Source organism: Sphingobacterium micropteri (genome assembly GCF_014692515.1).
Lineage (GTDB): Bacteria > Bacteroidota > Bacteroidia > Sphingobacteriales > Sphingobacteriaceae > Sphingobacterium > Sphingobacterium micropteri.
Map to the genome: position 1 here is coordinate 278,410 of NZ_JACOIK010000006.1, position 13,439 is coordinate 291,848.

The window sequence follows — 13,439 nt, forward strand, 5'->3', positions numbered from 1 at the left end:
AGATATAACTAATGCATCGTATAATTCTCCATATTTCTATTTTTTTTATAGGTATCCATTCCGTTTTTGCGCAAGGGCCACGTCAGATGATGTCGTTGGACGCAGGCTGGCAAACTGTTATGGACGAGAAGGACTCGCTCCGTTATCAAGGGTTTGAACAAGCATCGTTTGTAGAGAACGGCGATTGGAAATCGGTCCATGTACCCCATAGTTGGGATCAATATGGTGGATATCGGCGCTTGCTCCGGGGAAACCAATTCGGATACGCTTGGTATCGCAAAGCATTTACAATCCAGCAGAAACCAGAGGGAAAACGTTTTTATCTCTTTTTTGAAGGCGTAGGATCTTATGCTACGGTTTGGTTGAACGGAGAACAGGTGGGATATCATGCCGGAGGTCGGACGACTTTCACCCTAGATGTAACCGACGCCATCTATACCGATGGACGGTCTAACTTATTGGCTGTTCGGGCAGACCATCCCGCACTGATTCGGGATTTACCTTGGGTAGACGGGGGAGGTTCGGCCGAGCGTGGATTTTCCGAGGGATCGCAGCCTATGGGTATCTTTCGGCCCGTTAGCCTTGTGGTGAAGAATGAGGTCAATATCACACCCTTTGGTGTACATTATTGGAACGATGAAACCGCGGATGAAACCGGCGCGGAAATACGGCAGACGGTAGAGATTGTAAATACATCGGCTAAAGTCCGACGGTTAACCATCGTGACAAACATGCGCGATGCAAGTGGTAAAAAAATATATGACAGCAAAGATGTGCAACAAATTGAGGCACATACGACGGGCGAGTTTTCCCTGTCGAGCATCCAAGTGATGGAGCCAAACCTGTGGGATACGGAGAATCCTTATTTGTATACGATGGAAACGATTATACAAGAGGGTAGAAAAGTATTGGATCGGATCGAAACACCCTATGGGATACGCGCGATACGCTGGCCCAAAGGGATAAAGCCGGTTGGAACAAACCAACTGCTTGTAAACGGGAAACCGGTGTTCATCCATGGTATTGCCGAATATGAACATAAATTAGGCGGTTCGCATGCTTTTACTACTGAAGAGATCTCCGCACGGGTTCGGGATATGAAAGCCTTGGGTTTCAATTCATTCCGGGATGCCCACCAGCCGCACAATCTTCGTTATCAGCAGTTTTGGAATGAAAATGGCATCTTGCTGTGGACGCAGATGGCTGCACATATCTGGTTCGACAACGAAGCGTTTCGGTCGAATTTCAAGAATCTGCTCCGCGATTGGGTAAAAGAACGTAGAAACAGCCCCTCTGTTTTTCTGTGGGGGATAGAAAACGAAAGCACGCTACCGGAAGATTTTGCCAGAGAATGCATGGAGATTATCCGCTCGCTTGATCCGACAGCGTCTATCCAACGCTTAGTGACCACCTGTAATGGCGGCAGCGGTACGGACTGGGATGTGCCACAGAATTGGACAGGAACCTATGGAGGAGATCACCATACTTACGGAGAAGATTTAAAACGCCAACTATTGGTGGGGGAATATGGCGCATGGCGTACTTTGGAGTTGCACGCCGAGCCTCCCTATCTCCCAAATCATCCGGTCTATAGCGAAGCACGTTTCACCGAGATTCTCGAGACCAAATTGCGCTTGGCAGACTCCGTGAAAAACGAGGTTATCGGCCACTATCAGTGGTTGTGGAACTCCCACGATAATCCCGGTCGCATACAGGGAGGAGAGGGGCTTCGTGACCTCGATAAGATCGGTCCGGTCAACTATAAAGGACTGTTGACCCCTTGGGGTGAACCTACGGACGCCTATTATATGTACCGGGCGCATTATAGCGATAAAAAGAATGACCCCATGGTGCATATCGCATCCCATACCTGGCCTAACCGTTGGTTGGAACCGGGCGTGAAAGATGCGATTCGTATCTTCTCCAACTGTGAAGAAGTGGAACTCTTCAATGATCTGGAAAATATTTCCTTAGGCGTGCAAAAGCATCCAGGGTTTGGTAAACCCTTCGAATTTAATGGGGTGGATATCCAATATAATGTACTCTATGCAGAAGGAAGGAATGATGGGGAAACGGTGGTTCGGGATACTATTATCCTGTTCAACTTACCGCAGAGTCCAAATTTCGAACAGATGCGTGATACGGGGTCTACATTATTAAAAGGTAAAAAAGGTCTTCACTACCTATATAGGGTAAATAGTGGGGGATCTGACTACACGGATACATTTGACCAATATTGGATGGCCGATCAGCCCTACACCACGGAAGCAGGTTGGGGATCGGTATCCTGGGCCGATAACTTTGACGATATCTCTTCCACTTTTGCCAGCCAACGTCGTGTCTTCGACCCCATTAAAGGGGTGGCCGATTGGACCTTATTCCAAACATTTCGTTATGGCCTGGATCAATTAGCTTATCGTTTTGACGTCCCTGACGGAACGTATCGTGTAGAATTGTACTTTGCCGAACCCTGGGTAGGTGGTGCCGGATTGAAAGATGGTACCGCGATGCGACTGTTTGATGTCGCGATCAACGAGGTTATCCAAGAGAAAAATATCGATATATGGAAAGAAGTAGGGCACGATACTGCACTGAAACGGGTCTATGAAGTAGTGGTGCAAGGCGGAGAGCTGAAAATTCATTTTCCTCATGTAGCAGCTGGACAGGCCATTATTCAAGGTATTGCTATTGCTTCAGCGGATGCACAGCTTGAAAATGATCAGAAATTCAACCATTTCAACCTGGAGGTCAAATCCGGAACAAGTCCTAAGATTGAACGTTGGATGGATATTGGTCAGACGTACGATTCGGTAAAGCAACTGTCTTTCTACAAATTACCCGGCTACCTATATGGATCAGACTATTTTTCGTTGGACGATACCAATGAAGATCTAACCTTAGTCTTCCGTCGCCTGACAAACTTTTATCTTCTCTCGAATGTGGCGCAGCCCGGATACGAATTTATGGGAGACTCGGTCATGAATAATAAAGGTACCTATTATCAGGTATATCGTAAGGTATTAGATAGCGGAGCAGAATGGTATCTACCTAAAGATATAAGCGCCGATCTTGTGGTGTTCCAACAGCAGAGCGGCTTGCAACCAGCATTTGACCTGAAAGAGTCGGCAAGCTACAAAGCAAATCAAGTCTCAAACTACAGAAATATGAAGAAAGTGGATTTCCAGAAAGGGGATCGACTGCAATATACTGACAACGAAGGTTGGATGGAGTTTGAAATAAAAGTGGGTGTTGCTGATGTATATGCGCTTATGTTAAAGTATCATAATGCGTCTAAAGAAACGAAAGAAGCTATGATAGAGTTGATCACGATGGACGATGTCGTGTTGAAACCAGCAGAAACCGTACGTTTGGAACCCACGCGAGAAGGTAAATGGAATTATATCGACACGGATACCGGCACCATGATTAATGCGGGAACGTATCGTGTTCGGATAACGTCAATTGACGCGAAGGATATTTATATTGATGCTGTAGAGGTGAAATAGTTTTTATTGTACTTTTTTTAGAAAAAAGTACGCAAAAAATCGCCGCTTCGGATGTTTTACATTTGGGATAGTACTAAAGATGAGTTTGTACAATTGTAAAACATCCGGATGCGGCATTTAATGTTAAGGATGGGTTTGTGCATTGTGTTAATTATGCCTTGTACTATCCCGTCCTTAAAGGTCAATGTCGCCTTAAAAACTTTGGCAACTGTAGAAATATTATTTTAGCACAATCCCCGATGCCAAAGATTTTCAGCGACGATTTATGAATTCGAGTGTATTTTGGTATTCATGAGCTCCCTTTGGTCGGTTTTTTGGTTCTTTTTTGAGGGAAAAAAGAAAATAAACTAATTGCGATTAAGATACCTCTTCTTATACTCCAACGGAGTTAACCCCATGACCTTTTTGAAATGGCGATAGAAATTCGATACATTGTTAAAACCACATTCGAAGCAGATCACCTCGGTTGGTAGCTTATTTTCAACTAACAGCCGGCAAGCATGGCTGATACGGATTTCCACTAGGAAGTCATAATACGTCTTGCGGGTCATCATTTTGAAGTACCGACAGAAAGATGTGATACTGAGGTTTGCGATATTGGCAACCTCCTCCAGTGTGATATCGTTTTTGTAATGTGTATGTGTGTAGTTGAAGATATTGTTCAAACGAATATTGTCCGCTTCATTGGACTGATGAAACGTGGTTTGCGTTTTAACGATGGTTTCACATTCGTCACTTTCCGCTAGCGTTTTCAATATCTGCAATAGACAGATCACCTTTCCGAGACCGCTCTCTTTGACGCAATCGTGCATCAATTGGGCAACCACTCGCTTTGTTTCGCCTTTAATCAGCAAACCGCTTTTGGCTTTTTCAAATAATTTTGGGATTAAGTAGGATTCGGGCAACTGAAGCAGCTGCTTACCCAGACAATCAGGCAGAAACTGCAACACGATAGCCTCAATATTGTAATCGGCATTGTTCTGAAAATATTCATCCTTACAACGCCATGCATGTGATAACTTTTCGCCGACCAATATAATTTCGTCTGGCGCAAATTGGCTGATATTATCCCCTATAAAACGGATGCCCTCACCGCGAATGGTGTAATGTAACTCTAGTTCAGCGTGATAATGCCATACATTTCCAAAATTGGGCATGATGTCATGTCTGGCTGAAAATGAGCTTTCTAACTCTGCAGGAAGTTTTCGATATAAAGGTTTCATAAATGAAACAAATTAATCCTTAAACAATGTATCCTTCTGATTAAGTTTTCGAAGATAATATTTTTATTCGGTTATAGATGATAATATGCTATAATGAAAAAAGATTGTTACAAGAGTCCTGAAGTCCTTCAGCACCTAATCAGTGTACCTTAGACGGATTTATCGAGAAAAAAACAATTTTTTTTCTCAAAAAAAGTTTATAGATGTCAATGCAATTTTTAAATATATCGATATGATAATATTGTATACTAAGTAGGTAAATTTGGACACTAACAGATACTGCATATTACGTTACTTTGAAGATTCGATTAAAATAATGTTAGATAATAGCAAGTCTTATCGTTAAAATAGGTTGTTTTTGAGCGTGTTGTATGCTGTGTGCTATTTGCTTACACAGCCATAAGAACTTTGATTTTTTATTGTATGTTTTTGACTTTGTTGTAAACGCTGAAAATGGGTTTTTCACGTTATTTTTTGGGGTGTTGGTTGTTGTGCTATTAATAAAAATAAAGAGGGAACAGATATAAATTTGAGACATGAAAACAAAAATGAATTGGTGTATGTGCTTGTTGTTGACCTTGTTGGTTAGTAACGGATTTGCGCAAACCGAGCAAGATGAGTATATGAAAGTAATCACCGAGCGATCCGACAAGATTATTGCGGAACTGGGGATCCTAGATTCCATAACCTATTATCAAGCACGAGCGCTCGTCGTAAACCAATATGCGGCAATCAATGCGCATCACGAAGCACGCGAGGCCGAGATTAAAAAAATCAAAGAGAAGTTCGCCGGACAGGAAGCGTTGCTTGACCAGACACGTGCGGCATACGAAGCCGAAGAAGATGCGAGGCTGCGGGTATTGCATGCAGCATTTATTAAGAAGTTGGAAGATGTGCTTGCGCCTATGCAGATTGAAGCCGTGAAGAACGGAATGACTTATGGCGTATTGCCCCTAACCTATCGCGCATTTCAAGAGATGATTCCGACATTGAAGAGCGAAGAGAAAGCTTGGATATTACTTTGGCTTACAGAAGCACGTGAGATGGCTATGGACGCACCGGATTCGAAGGGGAAACATCAGATTTTTGGTAAATACAAAGGACGTATTAATAACTACCTATCTAACAAGGGATACGATCTACAAAAAGAGGGGGACGCGTGGAAGGCGCGCCGGGAAGCAGCGAAAAAAAATGAAGGGAACAAATAAGCATTTTGTCGAGGAATATGGTTTACGAGCCATAATCATATATGCAGTTAATTAAACGATGAAGAAGCAATTTATTTTTATGAAGAAGCTATTATATAAAGGGGCACGGTTACTTAGCCCTCTGGTTGTTTTAGCGCCGATGCAATTCGCACAAGCAGTCGAAATAACACACGAAATAGCAGCGCATGCACCGCTTTTCGTAAACGTGACGGGGAAAGTGCTGGATCCGGAGGGAAATCCCGTAATTGGAGCCACCGTCGCTATAAAAGGGACAACGACAGGCACAAAAACAGATGTAGATGGTGTTTTTAGAATAAACCTGCCACAAGGAGATGAGATATTGGTGATTAGCTACGTGGGTTATAAAACCCAGGAGTATCCGGTAAATAACCAGAAGAACGTATCCGTGACTTTGGAGCCGGTTGATGCATTGGATGAAGTTGTGGTTGTGGGATACGGTACACAGAAAAAAGCCCACTTGACGGGTGCAGTAGAAACAGTGGACATGGAAGAAATAGAAGATCTTCCCGCTACTAATATCGGTGCGGCCTTAGCAGGTCGTCTTGTCGGAATAGACATTTCAGGAGGTGCCTCGCGGCCAGGCTCCAAGGCTACTATACGGGCGCGTGAGCCAGTGATGGCGGGGAAAGATGCCGGTACAGGAGAACCGTTGTACGTTATTGACGGTGTTATACAAGTTGATGCACAGAATAATCCCGAGTCGACACAATTTAACAATCTGGATCCTTCCGAGGTAGAAAGTATTTCGATTTTGAAAGATGGAGCAACGGCCGTATATGGTGTTCGGGGGGCAAATGGTGTTGTGTTAGTAACGACTAAGCGTGGTAAGGAGGGGAAGCCTCGGATTTCATACAACGGCTCGTACGCTGTCAACGACAGGACCTATCGCACCAAAATGATGAATGCATATGAGTTTGGTCAGTACTTCAATATTATGAATGGGAAATATGGTGCCAACGTTGATCCTAATAGTGAGTTATATCGTGATCGCATTTTTTCGCAAGACGAGTTGGAGCATTTTAAAGGGCTAGATTACAATTGGCTGGATGATGCGTGGAAAACATCGTACAATACCCGTCACGCTTTAAATCTCAGTGGTGGATCAGACCGTGCAACCTATTTTGCCGGTGTTGCCTACAGTAAACAAAATGGAAACCTCGGAACGCTTGATTATAACAAGTGGAATTTTCGGGCAGGAACGGACATTAAGGTTGCTTCCAATTTTAAAGTAGGTTTACAATTATCAGGAAACGAGGATCAGCTGGATAAAACTTTTAATAAGGTTTCTGGAGAGGGTGCGGAAGATGATTATCGAAATTTGCTGTTAGCTGCTCCATATGTTCCCGCCTATATAAATGGTTTGCCCGTCAAGCTTCCTGGCCGCCCAAATGATCTTTCCGCGTATCATTTTTATGAAATTGAGCGGTTGGGAAATTTAGCAGAGACGGATTCTAGATTTTTTTCGGTGAATATCTCCGCAGAGTATGAAGCACCATTTTTAGAGGGATTGAAAGCGCGGGCGACATATGCACGTAATATGCGGAATTCTGCGGGTAGTCAGATCGGAACCAAATACGAGTTATACGAATTTAGCAGACAAGGCGCGCATGGTCACATTTATGATGGTGCCACCAATCCGACTCCGTTAACAGTAAGCAACGGTAATCGCTTATATTTCTCCAACAGACGTGGAACAAATACACAGATTAATTTTTTTCTAACATATGACAAGCAAATCGGTAATCATCATCTCAGCGGTTTGTTCTCGGTAGAACGCGGGGAAGCGAACGGTAACCAAGAAGATGTATGGAAGGCAGACCCGTTGGAAACTACAAACGGACAATTCGGTTCGGCATTTGGAGCGGTGGACGGACGGACTTTTGCGTATGAATCGGGGACACTCGGTTACATCGGTCGAGTAAATTATCGTTACGGCGAAAAATATCTGGCAGAGTTTCTTTTTCGTACGGATGCATCGACTAAATTCGCTCCGGAAAACTATTGGGGTAAATTTTACTCTGCATCCGCTGGATGGGTATTGAGTGAGGAGAACTTTTTTAACGTAAAGGGGGTCGATTTTTTAAAATTACGTTACTCAATCGGATTGATGGGTAATGACCAATTTCCCGCTTGGTCTTGGCGACAACGTTATACTTATCAAGTTGGAAAGGGACCAGTGTTTGGAGGCAACGATCAGGCTGCCACGGGTATGAAAATGGAGCGTACACCCAATAGAGACGCCACGTGGAGCGATGAGTTTAAAAATAACTTCGGGGTAGATGCCCGTTTTATGAACCACAGACTCTCCATGACGTTGGATGGTTATTACAATAAAGCTTATAATATCTTATTAGAACGGATTGGGAATGTCCCTATCTCAGTAGGAGGTTCTGTGGCTCCAGAGAATTTTGGAAAAGTGGACACCTACGGTTACGAGGTCAGTGTGGGATGGGATGATAAGGTTGGTCGTGATTTTCGTTATGGAATAAAAACCCGGTTCTCTTGGTCTGATGTTCGAATCAAGCGACTGGAGTATTCTCCTATCGATGAAATGTATCCCTGGAAAAACAGAAATGGCACTTCGCAAGATATTGGCAAATGGGGATATGATAATCTGGGTATGTTCAAAACACAAGAAGATATCGATGCTTATGTGAGCGAATATAATATTCAGCAAGTATTCGGCAGGACCGTTGATCAGCTCCGTCCTGGTATGTTGTATTATCGCGATGTGCGCGGTCCTTTACAAGGCGATGGGACATTTGCTGAACCAGATGGTATTATTGATGAAAACGATTTGATACAATTAAGTAATCGCGAAAACAATCTTTATAACCTGGGCTTTACTTTAAAAGCGGGATATAAAAATTTCTCTGTAGAGACTGTAATCTCAGGAAGCTTTGGTGGATGGGCAGAGATCGGAGGGTCAGAGCGGAAGAAGCTAAACAACGATATTACCCGGGTATATAATAATCTTCCGGTTATTTGGAACGATATCTATGATCCTGAACTTAACCCTACGGGTACCATGCCGAATCCGAATTGGGAGGAAATGTATAGCGTGAGCTCCAATTTTTGGAAAGTGAGTGCTTTCCGCATGCGAATGACGAGTTTAAATTTCAATTATACATTACCAAAGGATCTGGTTTCAAAAATGAAATTATCGAATGCGCGCCTTTATTTTACAGCTATGAATCCTATGGGGTTATACCATGCTTTCAATTACAAAGACACGTATGGCACATCTTGGGATTCCTATCCGAACTTAAAGACATTTTCTTTTGGTCTTAACGTAACGTTGTAATATTCATAAAAAATTAGAAAAATGAAAAAGATCTTATATATACACTTATTGGTGTCTTCGCTTCTTACGTTATTCAGTTGTAGTGATAAGTTTTTGGAAGAGAAACGTGATATGACAGCTGTGAATGAAGAGGTCTTTCAAGATCCTGTTTTAGCCCAGGCTTATGTGGATTATGTATACGGATTATTCTTACCCGCAAATAATGGCACTGGATTTATATCGACTAATACAGCTTCTGAAAGTGGATCCTATAATAACATCTTTGCGCAAACTACTGATGAGTTGGCTGGGGAAACCGACTTCAACAAGGAATGGGCAGCTATTTCGTTTGTCAACAACCATGCTAATAAGTATTTCGGACAACGCATGTCTACAAACATCAACAACAATACGTGGACGCGGTTAAGGCAAATCAATTTATTTTTGTCAGAGATTGACAAGCATGGCATGGGAGACGATCTGAAGAACCCCTTGAAAGGACAGATGTATTTTTGGCGCGCTTGGCAATACTTTGAGCTAGTAAGGTTGTATGGAGGTGTGCCGTTAGTTTTAGTGCCGCAAAGCCCGTCTGTAGGTGACATTGAGGAAAATTCAGTTCCGCGTAGTTCTACTTCCGATTGTATTGAACAAATTTGTGCGGATCTTGATATGGCTGTGGAATTATTGCCCGGCAGTTGGAGCGGTGCGAATTGGGGACGTATTACTAGTGGAGCCGCTGCTGCGGTGAAGGGGCGTGTGTTGTTAACATGGGCCAGCCCGATATATAATCCAAATGATGATGTGGAAAGGTGGCAAGCAGCCTATGATGCTAATCAAGAGGCGAAAACACTGTTGGTGCAAAACGGTTTTGGTCTTTACACGGAAGGGAATCTCGCGAATGGCGAGGCATGGGGCAATATGTGGTTTAAGGAGGAGGGAAATCCGGAAGCCATTATTGTTTTTGGATTCAACAATATGCCAAAAGGCGGAAATTTTACGAAAAACAGCGGCTGGGAACAAGCCATTAGACCCAGAGAAATTAGTGGTGGCGGTTCGGTGACCCCGACTAAACAAATAGTAGAAGCATTTCCGATGAAAGATGGGAAGCGCATCGATGATGCCTCTTCTGCGTATGTTTATGATGCGAATAAATTCTACAAAAATAGAGATCCAAGATTCTATAAATCTTTTGCGTATAACGGTGCAATCTGGCCGTTCGCTGGTGAAGAAGGATATCGGGTGTGGACCTATTCATGGAAAGAAAATGCAAACGGAGCATACAAATCGACGGAAACAAGAGGTGCAAACGGCAGTGGAATATACGTACGTAAAGCTTCCAATATAAACGCGAGCAACGCAATCAATAACTTCGAAGAAAGTGGAACAGACTTTATGGAATACCGCTTTGCGGAATTAGTTTTGAACATTGCTGAGTGTGCGGTTGGTATCAATCGTCTAAATGAAGGGTTGGAAGGGCTGAAGGCTATACGAGAGCGTGCAGGTGTGGAAAATAATGACGGTTCGTACGGCTTAGCTGCTGTTGCTGGGAATAGGGACAAGTTGTTCAAAGCAATCCTAGACGAAAGGAAAGTTGAACTAGCTTATGAAGGTAAGCGTTTCTACGATTTGAGACGTTGGATGCTCTTCGATAACGAGACCGGTATGAATACCCGTTTGGGAATTCCGGTACTTAATGGTACGAGACGGACGGGGTACAGGATAACTGTTCGTAATGAGGACGTGCCATTCTATAGCGCTGTAGATCCATTGTTGGGAGAGGCGGCTCCGCTGGTTAATAGAAACGCGACAAGTTATCCCGAAGGTATAGCGACATATGACGAATATGTTGATTATCTATACGATAATTATTTTTTAGTTGAAGAGCGAGACGATTTAGACCGTACAAATGTTTCTCCGGCTTGGACATTTAGGTGGTATCCGGAGTACTATTATTTTGGAATACATCAGGGCGTTTTAGAAGGATCTCCCTACCTCGAACAAACAAAGGGATGGAATAGCTTTGACGGTGCTGGAACTTTCGATCCGTTACAGTAAAGAACAAAGTTAAAAATCAGAAAACTCCTCGTTCCAAAAAGGGGCGAGGTGTTTTTGTTTATAATGTATTGCAAACCTTTTTATCGCGGGGGAGCTTGTCGTTTGCACTGGGGCAATTGGATAACGAATATCAGAAGGTTGCCATGGACCGCGTGGAAAAGATGGTCGAGAGAGTACAACCTGCTTTGGCCACCGATAAAAGGAATAACCATATGGGTTTGGATCCAAATAACGGATAAGACGCTGCCGCGATATCAGAATCTGGCTATGCCAACATAGAGATCTACCTGAACAAACTCGCTGCGAAGTAAAAACAACAGCTTGCTTACTATACGTCTCCTATATTGTCGCCGACTAATATAGGAGACGTTTTTGTTCGGATAATATGGTACAAATAGTCGTGAAGATATTATAGATAAATCGCCCGTCATCTCGCTAACTTTGATCTCACTGATATCAATTGGTAGGTGATATACCTAGATATTATCATTAAATTTATGTATATGAACAAAATATTTTCATTACTTGTGGTGATTATTGCAGTAGCCACTATACAAGAAGCAAGGGCACAGTACCCGAAAATACCGGCGGAAGTAAAGGCGGAAACCGATGAATTGATGCGGAAGGCACAGGAGCAGTCTGATCTCGCCTGGAAAAAAGCCTGGCCGACTATAGTACAATATGCCAAACAAGGGAAACCTTATATTCCTTGGGCTTCTCGCTTGACAGATTTACCGCAGGCGGAAATCCCAGCCTTTCCGGGAGCTGAAGGTGGCGGTAAGTACTCCTTTGGTGGCCGGGGTGGTAAGGTGATTGTGGTCACCAGTCTGGAAGATAACGGCCCGGGAACTTTAAGAGAAGCCTGTGAACAAGGAGGGCCGCGTATTATCGTGTTTAATGTGGCGGGAATTATTCGCTTGAAAACACCCCTGATGATTCGCGCGCCTTATGTTACCATTGCCGGTCAATCTGCTCCGGGCGATGGTGTTTGTGTGGCAGGGGAGTCCGTTTGGATCGATACCCACGATGTTGTTATCCGACACATGCGTTTCCGTCGGGGCGAAACCTATGTTGGTAGACGAGACGATGCCATCGGAGGTAATCCCGTTGGGAATATTATGATCGACCATGTTTCGGCCAGCTGGGGACTAGATGAGAATATGTCTATTTACCGCCATATGTATAGCCCGGGAGGAGACTATCCAGAAGTGAAATTAGGAACGGTAAATGTGACCATACAGAATAGTATTTTCTCGGAAGCTTTAGATACGTACAACCATTCTCTAGGGAGTACACTGGGGGGCGAAAATTGTTCCTTTATGCGAAACCTTTGGGCAAATAATGCTGGAAGGAATCCGTCGATTGGTTGGAACGGTATCTTTAATTTTGTGAATAATGTGGTGTTCAACTGGAGCCACCGTACCACCGATGGTGGCGACTATACCGCGCAATATAATATCATCAATAACTATTACAAACCCGGACCTGTAACCCCAGTGGGTAAAGATATCTCCCATCGTATTTTAAGGCCTGACGCAGTATTGTCGCGCTTGGATACCTTGATGTATGGCCGTGCGCATGTTGCCGGAAATATTATTGACGGTAATGCTGCAGTAACAGCGGATAACTGGAATGGTGGCGTGCAATTAAATGGTAAAGAAGGAAGCCTGAGCAAGGAAGAGGCACAACATTATTTAGCATTGATCAAATATGATAAGCCGTTTCCAATGCCGGAAATGACCATTTTGTCATCGGATAATACCTTTGACCACGTCATGGATAATGCCGGAGCAACGCTGCCCAAAAGAGATCCGGTGGATGAGCGTATTATTCGTACCGTGAAAACCGGTAAACCGGAGTACGCTGAAGGTTTAGACCCCGAGTCATTTTATCAGTTTAAACATAGAAGGCTTCCCGCTGATTCGTACAAACAGGGTATTATCACCGACGTCGCTCAGGTGGGGGGCTACCCCGAATATAAGGGTAAACCTTATAGAGATACCGACAACGACGGTATTCCGGATGACGTAGAAGTAAAAATGGGATTGGATCCTAAAAATCCAAATGACGCGGCTGAAATAACCGAATCAGGTTATGCTAACATTGAGCTTTACTTAAATGAATTAGCGTCAAAAGGATAAAG

At 43.6% G+C, this 13,439-nt stretch carries 7 protein-coding genes; 6 read left to right on the plus strand and 1 reads right to left on the minus strand.

The genetic code is table 11. From position 1 onward, the window contains the following. The first annotated feature begins 11 nt into the window (after window positions 1-11). Window positions 12-3,506: a malectin domain-containing carbohydrate-binding protein gene (locus H8B06_RS10215; protein WP_190994173.1), complete on the plus strand. Its 3,495-nt coding sequence runs from the start codon at window positions 12-14 to the stop codon at window positions 3,504-3,506. A 347-nt stretch (window positions 3,507-3,853) separates the two neighbouring features. On the opposite strand, the gene H8B06_RS10220 is transcribed toward H8B06_RS10215, so the two are convergent. After that, window positions 3,854-4,729: an AraC family transcriptional regulator gene (locus H8B06_RS10220; protein WP_165293483.1), complete on the minus strand. Its 876-nt coding sequence runs from the start codon at window positions 4,727-4,729 to the stop codon at window positions 3,854-3,856. 536 nt (window positions 4,730-5,265) lie between these two features. Here H8B06_RS10220 and H8B06_RS10225 point away from each other — a divergent pair. The 5 genes from H8B06_RS10225 (at window position 5,266) to H8B06_RS10245 (ending at window position 13,437) form a co-directional block, all read left to right on the plus strand. Then, window positions 5,266-5,937, plus strand: coding sequence for a DUF3826 domain-containing protein (locus H8B06_RS10225; RefSeq protein WP_190994174.1), 672 nt, complete (start codon window positions 5,266-5,268; stop codon window positions 5,935-5,937). Window positions 5,938-6,016: 79 nt separating this feature from the next. Beyond that, window positions 6,017-9,262, plus strand: a complete 3,246-nt coding sequence (locus tag H8B06_RS10230; RefSeq protein ID WP_223857603.1) for a SusC/RagA family TonB-linked outer membrane protein — start codon at window positions 6,017-6,019, stop codon at window positions 9,260-9,262. Between the two features lie 21 nt (window positions 9,263-9,283). Then, window positions 9,284-11,296: a RagB/SusD family nutrient uptake outer membrane protein gene (locus tag H8B06_RS10235; protein ID WP_190994176.1), complete on the plus strand. Its 2,013-nt coding sequence runs from the start codon at window positions 9,284-9,286 to the stop codon at window positions 11,294-11,296. A 68-nt stretch (window positions 11,297-11,364) separates the two neighbouring features. Then, window positions 11,365-11,535, plus strand: coding sequence for a hypothetical protein (locus H8B06_RS10240; RefSeq protein WP_190994177.1), 171 nt, complete (start codon window positions 11,365-11,367; stop codon window positions 11,533-11,535). Window positions 11,536-11,799: 264 nt separating this feature from the next. Beyond that, window positions 11,800-13,437: a polysaccharide lyase gene (locus tag H8B06_RS10245; RefSeq protein WP_190994178.1), complete on the plus strand. Its 1,638-nt coding sequence runs from the start codon at window positions 11,800-11,802 to the stop codon at window positions 13,435-13,437. Window positions 13,438-13,439 lie beyond the last annotated feature (2 nt).